This is a genomic window from Nonomuraea sp. NPDC051191 (assembly GCF_044455665.1).
GTDB lineage: Bacteria > Actinomycetota > Actinomycetes > Streptosporangiales > Streptosporangiaceae > Nonomuraea.
Genome location: NZ_JBITEZ010000002.1, coordinates 1 through 14,249 on the forward strand (window position 1 = coordinate 1; position 14,249 = coordinate 14,249).

14 protein-coding genes are annotated in these 14,249 nt (G+C 72.5%); 4 read left to right on the forward strand and 10 right to left on the reverse strand.

What is annotated here, in order from left to right; all coding sequences use genetic code 11:
- A partial coding sequence (locus ACIA8R_RS04615) for a hypothetical protein (RefSeq protein ID WP_397036551.1) occupies window positions 1-203 on the reverse strand: 203 nt, incomplete at its 3' end.
- Between the two features lie 442 nt (window positions 204-645).
- Here ACIA8R_RS04615 and ACIA8R_RS04620 point away from each other — a divergent pair.
- Window positions 646-1,122: a VOC family protein gene (locus ACIA8R_RS04620; protein WP_364090288.1), complete on the forward strand. Its 477-nt coding sequence runs from the start codon at window positions 646-648 to the stop codon at window positions 1,120-1,122.
- On the opposite strand, the gene ACIA8R_RS04625 is transcribed toward ACIA8R_RS04620, so the two are convergent.
- From ACIA8R_RS04625 to ACIA8R_RS04635, 3 genes are all read right to left on the reverse strand, one after another.
- Window positions 1,115-1,963, reverse strand: a complete 849-nt coding sequence (locus tag ACIA8R_RS04625; RefSeq protein WP_397036553.1) for an ABC transporter permease — start codon at window positions 1,961-1,963, stop codon at window positions 1,115-1,117. The genes ACIA8R_RS04620 and ACIA8R_RS04625 overlap by 8 nt on opposite strands.
- Window positions 1,960-4,746 carry a CocE/NonD family hydrolase gene (locus ACIA8R_RS04630; RefSeq protein ID WP_397036555.1) on the reverse strand — a complete coding sequence of 929 codons (2,787 nt, stop codon included), beginning with the start codon at window positions 4,744-4,746 and terminating at the stop codon, window positions 1,960-1,962. Before ACIA8R_RS04630 ends, ACIA8R_RS04625 begins: the two co-directional genes overlap by 4 nt.
- Window positions 4,747-4,844: 98 nt before the next feature.
- Window positions 4,845-5,252, reverse strand: a complete 408-nt coding sequence (locus ACIA8R_RS04635) for a PaaI family thioesterase (protein ID WP_397036557.1) — start codon at window positions 5,250-5,252, stop codon at window positions 4,845-4,847.
- A gap of 25 nt (window positions 5,253-5,277) precedes the next feature.
- Here ACIA8R_RS04635 and ACIA8R_RS04640 point away from each other — a divergent pair, with 25 nt between their 5' ends.
- Window positions 5,278-6,690 carry a cytochrome P450 gene (locus tag ACIA8R_RS04640; RefSeq protein WP_397036559.1) on the forward strand — a complete coding sequence of 471 codons (1,413 nt, stop codon included), beginning with the start codon at window positions 5,278-5,280 and terminating at the stop codon, window positions 6,688-6,690.
- Between the two features lie 78 nt (window positions 6,691-6,768).
- The gene (locus tag ACIA8R_RS04645; RefSeq protein ID WP_364090270.1) at window positions 6,769-7,953 is read left to right on the forward strand and encodes a hypothetical protein; all 1,185 of its coding nucleotides are present in this window, start codon (window positions 6,769-6,771) and stop codon (window positions 7,951-7,953) included.
- Here ACIA8R_RS04645 and ACIA8R_RS04650 read toward each other — a convergent pair.
- Together ACIA8R_RS04650 and ACIA8R_RS04655 are read right to left on the reverse strand one after the other, a co-directional pair.
- Window positions 7,911-8,945 (reverse strand): CopD family protein, encoded by a 1,035-nt coding sequence (locus ACIA8R_RS04650; protein WP_397036562.1) that lies wholly within the window; start codon window positions 8,943-8,945, stop codon window positions 7,911-7,913. The genes ACIA8R_RS04645 and ACIA8R_RS04650 overlap by 43 nt on opposite strands.
- Window positions 8,942-9,568: a copper resistance protein CopC gene (locus tag ACIA8R_RS04655; protein ID WP_397036564.1), complete on the reverse strand. Its 627-nt coding sequence runs from the start codon at window positions 9,566-9,568 to the stop codon at window positions 8,942-8,944. Before ACIA8R_RS04655 ends, ACIA8R_RS04650 begins: the two co-directional genes overlap by 4 nt.
- A gap of 51 nt (window positions 9,569-9,619) precedes the next feature.
- On the opposite strand from ACIA8R_RS04655, the gene ACIA8R_RS04660 reads away from it, so the two are divergent.
- Window positions 9,620-10,381 carry a class I SAM-dependent methyltransferase gene (locus ACIA8R_RS04660; RefSeq protein ID WP_397036566.1) on the forward strand — a complete coding sequence of 254 codons (762 nt, stop codon included), beginning with the start codon at window positions 9,620-9,622 and terminating at the stop codon, window positions 10,379-10,381.
- A 45-nt stretch (window positions 10,382-10,426) separates the two neighbouring features.
- On the opposite strand, the gene ACIA8R_RS04665 is transcribed toward ACIA8R_RS04660, so the two are convergent.
- The 4 genes from ACIA8R_RS04665 to ACIA8R_RS04680 all read right to left on the reverse strand — a co-directional run bounded on the left by ACIA8R_RS04665 (window position 10,427) and on the right by ACIA8R_RS04680 (window position 14,228).
- On the reverse strand, window positions 10,427-11,224 hold the full coding sequence (locus tag ACIA8R_RS04665) for an SDR family NAD(P)-dependent oxidoreductase (protein WP_397036568.1): 798 nt from the start codon (window positions 11,222-11,224) through the stop codon (window positions 10,427-10,429).
- Window positions 11,221-12,192 (reverse strand): diiron oxygenase, encoded by a 972-nt coding sequence (locus ACIA8R_RS04670; protein ID WP_397036570.1) that lies wholly within the window; start codon window positions 12,190-12,192, stop codon window positions 11,221-11,223. Before ACIA8R_RS04670 ends, ACIA8R_RS04665 begins: the two co-directional genes overlap by 4 nt.
- Before the next feature lie 69 nt (window positions 12,193-12,261).
- Window positions 12,262-12,861 carry a TetR family transcriptional regulator C-terminal domain-containing protein gene (locus ACIA8R_RS04675; RefSeq protein ID WP_364090252.1) on the reverse strand — a complete coding sequence of 200 codons (600 nt, stop codon included), beginning with the start codon at window positions 12,859-12,861 and terminating at the stop codon, window positions 12,262-12,264.
- Window positions 12,862-12,872: 11 nt separating this feature from the next.
- Window positions 12,873-14,228, reverse strand: a complete 1,356-nt coding sequence (locus ACIA8R_RS04680) for a sensor histidine kinase (RefSeq protein ID WP_397036571.1) — start codon at window positions 14,226-14,228, stop codon at window positions 12,873-12,875.
- Window positions 14,229-14,249 lie beyond the last annotated feature (21 nt).

The window sequence follows — 14,249 nt, forward strand, 5'->3', positions numbered from 1 at the left end:
CCGTCGGGGTACTGGGTGCGGACCTGGTGCGCCAGCCGCAGCACCGTACGCGACTTGCCCACACCGCCGATGCCCGTGACGGTCACCAGCCGGGATTCGGCGAGATGCCGCTTGAGGTTGGCGAGTAACCGGGTCCGCCCCACGAAGCTGGTGAGCTCCGCCGGTAGATTGCCTTCTCTCCGCCAGCCTGAAGGGGTGGCCATGCGCAGCCTCACGGGGGATCGGCGACACCTGCCCTGGCATCGTACCGCCGGTCGCGAGGGCTGTCCGTGGAGCCGGGAAGACGACCGGTGTTGGTTTGTACATCTCGGTAGCATGTTTCCGTGGACGAATTTCTCCCGGAGCAGACTTCGGACGACACCGACCTCGGCTGGGGCGATTGGCGCGAAGCCGACGCCGACGCCTTCTACCTCGACAACAAGCCTCCGCACTGGGGCTGAACCGGGGCTGACCAGGCCGCCCGAAGCCTGACCCGCTCCGGTGCGCCCCGCGCATGGCCGGGGCTTCTCCGCCGGCCTCAGACCTTCTGAAAAATTTCTCGGGACGTGTGTCGATCCGGCCCGATCCCGTTCGACGCGTCGATGAAAAGAGGGGACGGGCACGGACCCGCCCCCCGCGACACGTCTCGGAAGGACGACCGGCGACATGCAGAAGATCACGACCTACCTGTGGTTCGACAACCAGGCCGAAGAGGCGGCCGAGTTCTACACCTCGCTCTTCGCCGACTCCCGCATCGTGGAGGTCCAGCGCTACACCGAGGGCGGCCGCGGGTCCGCCGGGCAGGCCATGCTGGTCACCTTCGAGCTGGCCGGACAGCGCTTCCACGCCCTGAACGGCGGCCCCCAGTACACCTTCAACGAGGCGACCTCCCTCTACGTCGACTGCGGCTCCCAGGAGGAGGTCGACGAGCTGTGGGCCAAGCTCACCGACGGCGGCGAGGAGTCGCAGTGCGGCTGGCTGAAGGACCGGTACGGCCTGTCGTGGCAGATCGTCCCCAGGGCCATGCAGGAGCTGATGAGCGTGCCGGACCCGGCCGCCGCCCAGCGGGTCGTGCAGGCCATGCTGGGCATGCGGAAGATCGACATCAAGGGCCTGGAGGACGCCGCCAAGGGCGTCAGCTGACCACGTCCTTGCGCCGGAACCTGCGGAAGGCGACGGCGATCAGGATCGCGGCGTAGGTGATCGACACCGAGGCGCCCTTGGCCATCCCGCTCCAGTCGAGCTCGGGGGCCAGGGCGTCCAGCCACGCGTTGTTCCAGAACGTCGGCAGGAACTCGCGCAGCGTCCCCAGCGCCTCGACCGCCTGCAGGATGGTGCACACGATCCACAGGCCCACCGCCCCGCCCACCGCGCCGAGCGGCGAGTCGGTCACCGTGGAGACGAGGAACGCCAGGGCGGCCACGACGAGCTGGCTGACCAGGGCGTAACCGATCACGACGCCGAACCGGGGCAGCACGTCGAGCGCCGGGATCGTCTCGCCGGTGCCGGGCACCTGGATGTCGTTCCAGCCGAACGCGACCGTGCCGGCCAGCAGCGCCATCAGCGGCAGGCAGATCACCGCCGCCGCCGAGAAGCCGAGCGCCACGATCAGCTTCTGCCGCAGCAGGCGGTCGCGGGGGACCGGCGCGGCCAGCAGGTAACGCAACGACGACCAGTTGGCCTCGGCGGCCACCGTGTCGCCGCAGAACAGCGCGACCGCCACCACCAGAAGGAAGCTCGCCGACACCGACAGGGCGAACGCGGCGAAGTTCAGGCCGCCGGCGGTGGCCAGGTCGCTGATCCGCACCGAGGACTGCCCCTGGTTGCCGGACTGCGGCCCGAACTGGAACGCGATCACCAGCACCCACGGCAACGCCAGCAGCAGCCCGAACATGACCAGCGTCCGCCGCCGCTTGAACTGCCTGACGATCTCCACGCGCAGCGGCAGCGTGCGGCGCGGCGCGTAGCCCGGCGCGGCGGTCATGATCTGTCTCCGATGAGGTCGAGGAACACGTCTTCCAGGCGCGGACCGCCGTGCCCGTTGCCGGCCGCCGAGCTCAGCAGCCGCGACACCGGCCCGGTGGAGACCAGCCGCCCGCGGTGCATGACCACCACGTGGCTGCAGGTCTGCTCCACCTCGGCCAGCATGTGGCTGGAGACGATCACGGTACGGCCGTCGCGCGCGTAGCGCTTGAGCACCTCGCGCATCTCCCTGATCTGGGGTGGGTCGAGGCCGTTGGTGGGCTCGTCGAGCACCAGCAGGTCGGGCAGGCCGAGCATGGCCTGGGCGATGGCCAGGCGCTGGCGCATGCCCTGGGAGTAGGTGCGCACGGCACGTTCGAGCGCCTTGCCCAGGCCCGCGATCTCCAGCGCCTCCTCGAAGTGCGCGTCGGCGGCCGGGCGGCCGGTGGCGGCCCAGTAGAGCTCGATGTTGTCGCGGCCGGACAGGTGCGGCAGGAAGCCGGGGCCCTCCACGAACGAGCCGAGCCTGGACAACACGGGCGCGCCCGGGGTGACGGGGTCGCCGAAGATCCGGATCTCGCCGTCGTCGGGGCGGATGAGGCCCATCATCATGCGCATGGTGGTGGTCTTGCCGGCGCCGTTGGGCCCGAGGAGGCCGAGGACCTGGCCCTGCTCGACCCGGAACGACAGGCCGTCGACGGCCCGCTCGCCGTTGCGGTACGCCTTCGTCAGCCCGACGATCTCCAACGGCACCTCCCGCCCATCAGCCACCCGCTCGCCGTCGACGCCCGGCACCGACGGTGCCGCCGCCTCGGCCGCCCGCTCGCCGTTGTCGCTCGCCGCGGCCTTTGCCGCCCGTTCGCCGTTCCTGACCGCGCCGGGTTCGGCTGCTGATGCCGCCGTGAGGACGGCGGCCGGGGACGGTGCCTTGGTGGGGGTTTGGGGCGGTTCCGTTGCGGGGTGCGGGGGAGCCGTGGGTGCGGGGGTGCGGCGCAAGGAGCCGCCGCGGCCCGAGGTGCGGCCGGTGGCCAGCAGGAGGGCGGCGAGGAGGACGGCGGCCAGCGGCATCGCCCACACCCACCAGGCCACCCCGGTCGGCGGCGCGGCCAGCGCGCGGACCGTGGGGACGGCCAGCGCGGGCGAGGCCAGGGAGACCCCGAACGCGGCGGGCTCGGCCGGGGTCGCGAACCCCATGTCCGTCGTGGTCACCACCAGCCGCAGCCGGTGGCCCACGGCGAACTGGTGATCGACGGCCGGCAGGGTGACCGTGGCCTCGGCGGAGCCGGCCCCCTCGGGGATCGTGACCCGGAAGGGCGCCACCAGCCCCGCCGGCAGCGTGGGCGGCTGCGCGGCGTCGGCGACGTCGTAGAGCTTGGCGAACAGCGTGGCCCGGCCCTTGCCCGACACCTTGATCTTGACCGTGGGGCTGCCGGTGAGCTGGAGCGGAGCCGTCAGCGGCGCCGACTCGAACGCCGCGCTCTGGCCGGGCATGTCGATGGACACGCCCGCGCCGCCCTGGCCGCTCAGCAGCCCCCCGACGCCGGGGACGGTCGAGATCGAGGCGGGCGCGCCGCCGGGCGGGTTGATGACGTTCTGCTCGGGGCCGGCGAGCTGCACCGTGGTGGTGTCGGTGCCGGCCAGGCCGGGGTAGGAGCCGGCCTCGGGGTGCAGCCTGATGCGCTGGCGGGTGCCGGGGTCGCGGCCTCCATCACGGGTGACGGTGAACGCGCTGACCGCGGGCCCGGCCTCGCCCTTGAGGTGGCGGGCGAACCAGGCCGAGGACTGGTCGTAGAGCCAGTCGGCCTCGCCGTTGCCGCCGTCGTGCCCGCCGTCGAACCAGGCCAGGCTCACCGGCGTGCCGGCGGCGGCGATGGCCTTGGCGTTGGCGTCGGCGTGGGAGAGCGGGAACAGGGAGTCGCGCTGGCCCTGGAGGAGCAGGGTGGGCGCCTTGATCCGGCCGGCCACGGTGACCGGGCTGGATCTGCGCAGCAGCGCGACCGCCTCGGGCGTCGCCCGGCCGTCTTCGGCGACCTGCTGGTAGACGTCGCAGATCGCCGGCAGGAAGCGGCCGCACCTGGCCTGCTCGACGGTCAGCGGGGCCGCGGCCTCGCGGCGGGACTGGGTGGCGAAGGTGTCGAGGGAGACGCCCTGGCCGAAGAAGATGCCCGCCCACATGCGCTTGAAGACGCCGTCGGCCGCGCCCTGACCGATGGTGGCCTGGGCGCCCGACCCCGTGGCGGACCCGCCGGCTGCCGCGTCGGGGAAGAGGGCGTCGGCCAGGTCGGCCCAGGTGATCTGCGGGACGATGGCGTCGATGCGCTGGTCGAAGGCGGCGGTCATCAGGGCGATGGCGCCGCCGTACGAGCCGCCCGTGATGCCCACGCGAGGGTCGCCGGCGGCGTCGAGCTGGACCTCGGGCCGCTTGGCCAGCCAGTCGACGAGCTGCTTGACGTCTTTGACCTCGTAGTCGGGGGAGTTGAGCGCGATCTCGCCCGTGGAGCGGCCGAAACCGCGCGCCGACCAGGTCAGTACGGCGTAGCCGTCCTGGGCCAGGCGGGCCGCCTGCTGGCGGACGCTCTGCTTGCTGCCGCCGAACCCGTGGGCGACCAGCACGGCGGGCGCCTTGCCACCCCCGGCGGGCGGGAAGAACGTGGTGTCGAGCTCCACCCGCTGGTCGTCGGCGGGCCCATCGACGACCGTGATCCGCTGGTCCCGACCGCGCGCCTCTCCGGCGGACGGCCACACCAGCCACGTCGTCACCCCGAGGACGGCGAGCACCGCGACCAGCGCGGCCACACGTTTCATGGCGGTGAGCCTACTTTCCGCACCTGAGAGATCCCTGAGACGGACCGCCGCCCGGGGAAGGCGGCAGCCGTCGACCAGCAGTCGTCAACCAGTCGCCGTCAGCCGAGGATCGCGTAGACGGTCGAGGCGTGCGCGGCCGGGTCGCCGTCGCCGTCGGGCGTCAGCGTGACCTCCGAGAAGGCCAGCGAACGCCCCAGCTTGGTGACGCGTACGTCGAGCAGCACGTCGCGCCCGATCACCGGCCGCTGGAACGTGGTCGACTGCTGCACGGTCGTCATCGGCACGAACCCGCCCCTGGCGGAGGAGATCGCGATGACGGTGGCGGTGTCGGCGGCGGCCATCATCGCCTGGCCGCACAGCCCGCCGCCCTCCCTGGCCAGCGAGTCGGACCAGGGGAGCCGGACGAGGGCATGGCGCCCGCCCACCTCCTCCACCCGCAGCCCGAGCTCCTGGATCCAGGGAGCGAAGTATTGCCGGAGAATCGCCTCTGCGTCTTCTGGAGTCACGCGCTCATCATGCACGCTGTAGGGCATGGCGGAGGAGCGGAGCGAGCGTCCTGTGGATAACCCGGCGAGCCCCTGGCCCGGGCCCCCGGCACCCGCCCCGGCCAAGAAGCCGCCTTCGGCGTCCGAGCAGCCCAAGGAGCCGCCTTCGGCGGGTGAGCCGGTCAAGGAGCCGCCTTCGGCGGGTGACCTGGCTGAGGTGTTCTTGCCGTCCACCTATGCAGCGGGCGTCCCCTATGACCTGTACGCCCGGCTGCGCCGCGAGAGCCCGGTCTGCTGGATCCCCGAGCCCGCCGTGGGCCCCTGGCGCGAGGGGCCGGGCTACTGGGGGGTGTTCCGGCACGCCGACGTCAAGCGGGTGCTGCGCAGCCCCGACGACTTCTCCTCCCACCTCGGCGCCACCCAGATCCGCGACCCCGACACCCCGGCCGACCTGGAGTTCGTCCGGTCGATGATGCTCAACATGGACCCGCCGGACCACTCCAGGCTGCGCCGGATCGTGGCGGCCGCCTTCACGCCGCGCGCCGTCCGCGCCCTGGAACGCACGATCAAGGACCGGGTGGCGGCGCTGCTCGCACCGGGCGAGTGCGACTTCGTCGAGGTGGCCGCCGACCTGCCGGTCTGGACGCTGGCCCACGTGATGGGCGTCCCCGAGCAGGACCGGCGGCTGCTGTACGACTGGGCCTCCCGCGTCATCGGCTACCAGGACGACGACTACGCCGGTCTGTCCACGGCCGAGGTCGAGTCCCTGACCCCCGTGGGCCGCCTGGCGGCCGCCGCCCGTCCTGAGCTCAAGCCGGGCATGAACCCCAGGTCCAGGGCCGCGCTGGCCGACATGTTCGCGTATGCCCACGCGCTGGCCGACACCCCGCACGAGTCCGTCATGTCCGCCATGAGGAAGGGTGGCCTGACCGAGGCCGAGTTCGAGAACATGTTCTTCCTGTTCGCCGTGGCCGGGAACGAGACCCTGCGCAACGGCATCCCCGGCGGCCTGTTCACCCTGCTGAGCCACCCCGCCGAGCTGGCCCGGCTGCGCGCCGACCCGTCGCTGCTGGAGCCGGCGGTCGAGGAGATGCTGCGCCACTGGCCCCCGGTGATGGACTTCCGCCGTACGGCCACCCGCGACCTCACGCTCGGCGGCCGGCGCATCCAGGCGGGCGAGAAGGTGGTCGTCTACCACGCCTCGGCCAACCGCGACCCGGCGGCCTTCGTCGACCCCGACCGCTTCGACGTCGCCCGTACGCCCAACGACCACGTCAGCTTCGGGTTCGGCCCGCACTTCTGCCTCGGCGCCCACCTCGCCCGCGTCCAGCTCCGCGCGGTCTTCGCCGAGCTGCTCGCCTGGGACGTCGAACCCGCCGGCCCCTCGGTGCGGCTCACCTCCAACTTCCAGAACGGGCTCAAACACCTCCCGGTACGCCTGACCCGCCGCCTGACGTGAAGCCACCCCGAAGGCATCCATAGTCACACAAAGGAGACATCTGAGACCGACGCGCCGGATGACCGTAAGATTTGCGCCGTGAAGTCACCAGCATCGTTCAAGAAGGCCGCAGCGTGGGCCTTGCCGTACTGGACCAGAGGCCAGGCGGGGCGCGAGACGCCGCAAGACCTGTTCCGGGTGCTCTACTTCGGATGGCTGGTGGCGCTCACGCTCAAGCTGCTCGGCTCGGCCTGGGACGTGTCGTGGCACTTCAAGTGGCTGCGCGACGACCTCGCCCCGCCCCACCTGCTCAACTCCGCCGGCACCGCCCTCGTCGTCGTCCTGACCGTCATCCACGGTTACACCGGCTACGGCGTGGACAAGGCGGCGCTGCGGCTCATCCAGTGGGGAACCGGGATCTTCCTCGTCGCGGTGCCGCTCGACCTGATCAACCACCGCGTCAACGGGCTCGACATCACCTCGTGGAGCCCGTCGCACATCATGCTCTATGTTGGAACGTTCTTCATGATCATGGGCGTGATCAGGGGTTGGTTCATGGGCGCGCCCCCCGGACGCGAGCGCACCGTCGTGCTCGGCGCCTTCCTCGCGTTCTTCCTGGAGAACGTGCACTTCCCCGAGCAGCACCAGGAGTACGGCATCCTCTCCCTCGGCGCCTGGGACAACCACGCGACCTACGCCGAGCAGATCCTGCTGCGCTTCGCCGCCGACCAGATGGGCCGTCCGGTCGACCGGATCATGATGAGCGGGTTCACGCTGCCCGTGCCCGACTACCTCTACCCGGTCTACGCGGTGGTCGGAGGGCTGTCGGTGCTGGTCGCGGCCAGGCTGCTGATCGGCAGGTTCGGCGCGGCGACGCTGGTGGCCGGCGCGTACGTCGGGTTCCGCACGCTGATCTGGCCGCTGCTCACCTTCGGCGGCTTCCCGCCGTCGGCGCTGCCGTTCTTCCTCGTGGTGGCCGGGCTGCTGGTGGACCTGGCGTTCCTGGTGCGCGTCCCGGCCGTGCGTGCCGTCGTGGGGGCGGCCGCGGTGACCGCCGGCGCCTACGGCGCGCTGGCCGCGCAGAACGCGGTCATGGGCCCGGTCTACGGCGCGATCAAGGGCCAGACCGGCCTGTACGGAGCCCCGCCCCTGGCCACGTCGTCGGCCGTCTGGGCCGGGCTCGGGCTGCTGGTCGCCTGGCTGGCCGCCGAGTGGCTGGCCGGGCGGCGCGACCGGCGGCCTCAGCCGATCGAGGCCCGCGTGATCGCGACCGCCACCCCGTAGGCCAGCCCCATCACGCCCACCTCGGCCGCCGTCCAGCTCACCAGGGCGGTGGCCCCGCCGCGGCGGATCACCGGCAGCAGGCGGAAGCGGATGTGGGCGGCCAGCGGCACCAGCAGCGCCACCAGCACCGTCTTGATCACGACGAGCACGCCGTAGTGGCTGGTCACGATCGCGCCCGGCAGCTCGACGCCGGGCGTGAGCGCCATTGTGCCGAGCCCGGTGACCAGCCCCGACAGCGAGACCAGGAGCAGGCAGACGGTGGCCATCCTGGAGAACTTCGGCAGCGCCACGGCCAGCAGACCCTGGTGGGGCGCGACGAACACGGCCGTGGCGGCCAGGCCGCCCGCCCAGGCCGCCGCGCCCATCACGTGGATCTCCATCGAGATCATGATGGGGTCGTGCCAGACGGAGTTGACCGCGTGCCCGGTGACCGGGATGGGCAGCAGCCCGAACAGCGCCACGATGATCCGCAGCTCCGCGGGCACCTTCTCGCCGAACCGCACCGCCATCAGCCCGATGCCCGCCGCCGCCAGCGCGCACGCCGCGCTGAACAGCAGGCCCTGCCCGGTGCCCACCTCCTCGACGTAGGAGGCGATCAGGCCGAACGTGGGCACCCGCCCCGGGTTGAGCTCGGCCGTCTGGAACACGATGGTGAGCAGCGCGCAGATCGCCCACGTCCAGGCCGCCAGCACGGCGAGCGGACGCACTCGGCGCAGGACCGGCTCGGTGGCGTCGGGGTCGTCGAAGCCGAGCAGCTTGGGCACGAGACTCAGGCCGACCACGGCGACCGCGGCCAGGTCGAGCAGCACCCGGACGACGGGCAGGCCGTAGGCCACGATCGGCCCGGGCATGGGGATGCCCGGCACGGACTCCTGGGCGGTGAGCGTGGAGGCCGCCACCGCGGCGACGATCCCGCACACGACGAACGCCCCGGCGACGAGCCGCCCGCCCGCGACGCGCTGCCCAGAACGGGACGTGAGGGTCGCGGTCACGCCCGGGTCCCCTCCGACGGCCGCGCCTCGGCCTCTGCTTCAGCCGTGGAGGCGGCGGCGGTGGAAGCGGCGGGGGCGCGGCGGAGGGCGACGGCGGTGCCGGCGGCCAGGAGCAGCAGCGCGGCCACGATCCACACGACCGCCATGCCGGCCCCGCCGTTGGCCGCGGCCTCGGCCGCCGTCGCGCTGTCGGCCCGCTGGTCCTGCCCGGCAGCCGTCGCGCCGTCGCCCTGCTGGGGCTGCCCGGCGGGGGCGCCCGCGGCGGACGCGGCCACGCTGAAGCCGATCTTCCCGGTCACCGGATGCCCGTCGGAGGACAGGATCCGGTAGCCCACCACGTACGAGCCGCCCGCGGGCAGCGGTTTGACCTTGACGGAGACCTGTTCGGCCGACACCTCCGCCGCGCCGTCGGCCCACGACGAGCCGTCCGCCCCCGTCACGCCGACCTGCGCGTAGCCCTGGCGCACCGCCTGGTCGAACACCAGCGTCACCCGCGCGGGCGAGGCGGACAGCGTGGCGCCGTCCTTGGGATCGCTGCTGACCAGCACGTTGTGCGCCTGCGCCGGCAGGGCGAACCCGACCGCGGCGCACGCGAGCAACAGGACCGTGAGTAGCCGCCTCACCGATCAAAACCTTCCATCGAACGAGTCTCGAACCCGTATATGGTCCCACCCATGACGGACCTCTTCGGCGGCGCGGCGCCCTACTACGCCAAGTACCGGCCCGGCCACGGCGATCCCGCCATCGATCGGCTGGCTCGCGCGTTCGGCCCGGACGGCGTCGTGCTCGACCTCGGCTGCGGCCCCGGGACGGTCGCGATCCCGCTGGCCCGGCGGGTACGCGAGGTGCTAGCCGTGGACCCCGACGAGGAGATGCTGGCCGAGGGCCGGCGGCTGTCGGCGGACGTGCCCGGCATCCGGTGGCTGCGCGGCGACTCGACGACGCTGCGGGAGCTGCCGCCGTTCGGTCACGTCGTGATGGGCCGGTCGTTCCACTGGATGGACCGCCGCGCGGTGCTGGCCGACCTGGACGAGCTGCTGCCGCACGGCGGCGTCGTCGCGCTCGTCGGCCCCACCCGCGACCCCGTCGAGGAACCGTGGGAGCCGGTCATGCGCCGGGTGCGCGAGCGGTTCGGCGTGAACACCTGGACGGCCGCCGGCTCCTTCCAGAAGACCGGCGAGCACCACCACGACGTGCTGGCCGGCTCGCCCTTCTCCGCCCTGGAGTCCGACCGGTACGAGCACCGCCTCGCCTACGACCTCGACGCCCTGCTCGGCCTGCAGCTGTCCTACTCCTACACGGCCCCGGCCAGGCTCGGCGACCGCCTGCCCGCGTTCGTCGAGGCGGCCAGGGCCGCCCTGCTGGCCGCCGAGCCGTCGGGCCGCTGGGAGCTGACGACGACGACCGAGGTCCTCATCGCCCGCCGCCCCGCTTGACCGCCCGACCCCGCCGCCCGGCCTAACCGGTGCGGTTCGTCCGTCTCATTGCTTGGTGAGGCGTCCGACCGCCAGGCCCGCCACCCGTACGGCGGCCGACGGCCACAGCCGGGCCGCCCGCCAGGCGATCCGCGCCGAGGCCGGCGCCACGATCAGCGCCTTGTTCCTGGCCACCCCGCGCAGGACGTCGGCGGCCAGCGCGTCCACGGGATAGAGCCGCCCCTGCGCCCGCACCGCCGCGCTCCGGGCGTGGGCCGCCACCTCGTTCTGCGGCAGCCCCGGGTTGGCGTGGTCGAGCAGCGGCGTGTCGACGAACCCCGGGCACACCACGTTCACCCGCACCCCGTACGCGGCCGCCTCGGCCCGCAGCGCCAGCGAGAGCCCGACCACGGCGTGCTTGCTCGCCGTGTACGGCAGCATCAGCGGCGCCGGCACCAGCCCGGCCAGCGAGGCGGTGTTGACGATGTGCCCGAACCCCTGGTCCGCCATGACCGGATAGGCGGCGCGCACGCCGTGCACGACGCCGCGCAGATTGACGTCGATCGTCCGGTTCCAGTGGTCGAGCGTCAGCTCGCGGGTGACGCCGCCGACCGCGATGCCGGCGTTGTTGAACATGAAGTCGAGCCGCCCGCGCTCGGCCCTCACCCGCGTCACCAGCGCGGTCACGGCCTCGGCGTCGGTGACGTCGAGGCGGGCGAACTCCAGGCCGAGGTCGGCGGCGGCCTGCTCGCCGGCCTTGTCGTCGACGTCGGCGATCACCACCGCCACGCCCCTGCGCCGCAGCTCCCGCGCCACCGCGCGGCCGATCCCGGAGGCGCCCCCGGTAACCAGCGCGACCTTCACCGGCGCGGCTCCGCCCAGATCCCCATGGCCTGCCACACCTTCCTGCTGACGACGTTGACGAGCCCGATCTCGGCGCACAGCTCGCGCGTCCTGGCGACCGAGTCGCGGACCTCCTGCCGGGCGGCCGGGTCGGCACGGTGGATCCCGGCCACGACGTCGGGCGGGATGCGGAAGTGCCGGACCATCGAGCCGGGCGGCGCGAGCATGATCCGGGCCATCACGCCGAGCACGACCGGCGAGATCACGCTGAGCATCGTGCGCCGGTGACGGGGCATGCGCGGCACCCGGTCGCGGAGGTAGTGGCGGGCGAAGGAGATGTGCCTGGCCTCCTCCGCGATGTGGATGCGCATGATCGTCTCTTCCAGCGGATGGTGGACCTGGCCGTCCTTGAGCACCTTACGCTGCACGTGGTCGATCGGGTCCTCGCCGCCCAGGACGAAGACGAAGAACAGCTCGGTGGAGACCAGCGGGATCCACGGCACGGCCTGGGCGATCAGCGACAGCGGCCGAGGCATGCCGCGTATGGGAAGCTTCGTACGGTTCACGAACTCCTGGAACATCATCCCGTGATGTCCCTCTTCGATCGTCTCGTGGTAGACGTAGCGGAACTCGGGGGAGCCGTTCGGCAGGCGGTAGGCGTAGTTGAGCAGGCCGCGTTTGAGCAGGTTCTCGAACTGCAGGCCGATCTTCATGGCGGTGGCGACCCGCCACAGGCCGATCCTGGCGCGGACCTCGGGAGAGCGGGCGCGGTACCAGGGGTGGCCGCCCAGCCTGTCGGTCTCGGGCAGTTCCCAGCGCGGGTCGTCCTGGTCCACGAGGAACTCCGGGTCGTCCCACGGGATGTCGCGGTAGGGCTCCCAGTGCTTGTCGACCGACGCCTTCGAGAGGCGTTCGACGACCGCTTCGTAGGCGCCGGCGGTCCTCTCGTCGTTCTCCCTGGCGGCGGCAGAGCTCGGTGCGCTTGTCATCGCGGGTGCTCCTCTCCTCCCGCCATCAATTGTACGAAGCATCCAATAGACGGGGAAGAGCGGCCCGGGTCACAGGTTCTCGACGGGCAGCCCCAGTTCCCCGGCGACCGCCGTACGCAGCAGGACGGCGGCCCGGCGGCGCGAGAGCACCCTGGGATGCACGTGCGTCTGGACCGCCAGGCCGTCGATGAGCGCGAAGACGCGCCAGACCGCCTCCTCCGGATCGGCGCAGGAGAACGCGCCCGAGCGCACGCCGTCCTCGATGATCGACCGCAGCAGCGAGCGGTTGCGCGCGTCGATCCCGCGGGAGATCTCCTCCAGTTCCGAGCTGCGCATCGCCTCGGCCCACGCGTCGATCCACAGCCGCCGCTCGTCCGAGGGGATCGCCGGCGAGCAGCGCCTGAGCAGGGCGCGCAGCCGTTCGAGCGGGCCGGCGGGGGACTCCTCGATGTCGGACAGCGCCTCCAGGTGCAGCCTGGCCGCATAGCCGAACGCCTGCGCGAACAGCCGGTCCTTGGTGTCGAAGTGGTAGAAGAGCAACGCCTGGCTGACGCCCGCCGCCCGGGCGATGTCGAGGGTCCGGGTGTGGCCGAACCCCTGCTCGGCGATCACCTCGCAGGCCGTCTTGAGGAGGTCTTCGCGCCTTAATCGGCTGAAACTGGGTGTCACAGCGAGTAACTCTAACTACTGATCAACGGTATTTGTAGGACAAACCGGGCACCGCGTTCGGAGGGCTCGATGGTGAGCGTCCCCGCGTGGGCCTCGGCGATCTCGCGGGCGATGGGCAGGCCGAGCCCGGTGCCGCCGGCGTCGCGGCGGCGGGAGTCGGCCAGCCGGATGAACCGCCGGAACACGGCCTCGCGCTCGTCGGGGGCGATGCCGCCGCCGTCGTCGAGCACCTCCAGCACCGCCTGTCCCTTCCGTTCACCCACAGTCACAGTGATCATGGTATCCGCGTGCCGCTCGGCGTTGTCGAGCAGGTTCGCCAGCAGGCGGGACAGGCGCAGCGCGTCCCCCTCGACGACCACGCCGGTGCGCAGCCGGGTCTCCACCGGCTTGCCGTCCGTACGGCGGCCCAGCTCTTCGCTCACCAGCCTGGCCAGGTCGACCGGCTCGCGGCGGCCGGGCGCGCCGGCCTCCAGTCTGGCCAGGGTCAGCAGGTCGGCGACGATGTTCTGGAGGCGGTCGAGGCCCTCCATCATGCGCCGGCCGGTCTCGCGCCAGTCGGCCTCCTCGGGGGCGAGCATCGCCTCCTCGACCTCCATGCGCATGGCCGTGATGGGGCTGCGCAGGTCGTGGGAGGCGTCGGAGGCGAACCTGCGCTGCTGCTCCACCGCGCGTTCGAGCCGGTCGAGGGTCTCGTTCACGGTACGGGCCAGCTCGTCGAGCTCGTCCCGGTGCCGGCCCCTGGGCACCCGGCGGCCGAGGTCGGTGGCGGTGATCTCGGCCAGCTCGTTCCTGATCGCCGAGACCGGGGTCAGCGCCTTGCGCGCGGTCAGCCAGGCCACGCAGGCCGTGACGCCGGCCAGCAGCAGCACGCACAGCGTGGCCGCCGGCGGGTACAGGGGGGTGATGTACCAGGGTGGCGCGGGCATGTAGGCGTAGACCATCCAGGGTCTGCCGCCGACGTTCGCCCGGAAGCCGACGGTGATCAGGCAGTGGACGCCCGGCACCCGGTTCGTGCAGGACGTGGTGGTGAGGCGGGCGTCGGTGCCGGTGGCGGTGGCGGTGCTGAGCGGCGGCTGTCCCAGCAGGCGGGGGCTGGCCTGCCGGATCCGGCCCCTCTCGTCGACGACCTGGATGAGGTCGGTGCCCTCGGTGACGGCCACGGGCCGCAGGCGGGCGGGGGCGTCGCGCTCGACGACGAAGGCGATGCGGCGCGCGGCGCCGGCGGCCTGCTCGGTGAGGAAAGCGGTCACCACCGTGTGCATGATCGGCGTGACGAGCAGCGCGATGGCGCCGTAGCCCGCCAGCGCGCACAGCAGGGCGGCCAGCGTCAGCCGCCGTTGCACGGACCAGCGCCTGAACACGATCACGCATCCCTCCGGTGACCAGGT

Excerpts from the sequence above, each read along its gene's own strand:
- ACIA8R_RS04620 (WP_364090288.1), top strand. The coding sequence starts at position 646 with ATGCAGAAGATCACGACCTACCTGTGGTTCGACAACCAGGCCGAAGAG.
- ACIA8R_RS04625 (WP_397036553.1), bottom strand. The coding sequence starts at position 1,963 with ATGACCGCCGCGCCGGGCTACGCGCCGCGCCGCACGCTGCCGCTGCGC.
- ACIA8R_RS04630 (WP_397036555.1), bottom strand. The coding sequence starts at position 4,746 with ATGAAACGTGTGGCCGCGCTGGTCGCGGTGCTCGCCGTCCTCGGGGTG.
- ACIA8R_RS04640 (WP_397036559.1), top strand. The coding sequence starts at position 5,278 with ATGGCGGAGGAGCGGAGCGAGCGTCCTGTGGATAACCCGGCGAGCCCC.
- ACIA8R_RS04660 (WP_397036566.1), top strand. The coding sequence starts at position 9,620 with ATGACGGACCTCTTCGGCGGCGCGGCGCCCTACTACGCCAAGTACCGG.
- ACIA8R_RS04670 (WP_397036570.1), bottom strand. The coding sequence starts at position 12,192 with ATGACAAGCGCACCGAGCTCTGCCGCCGCCAGGGAGAACGACGAGAGG.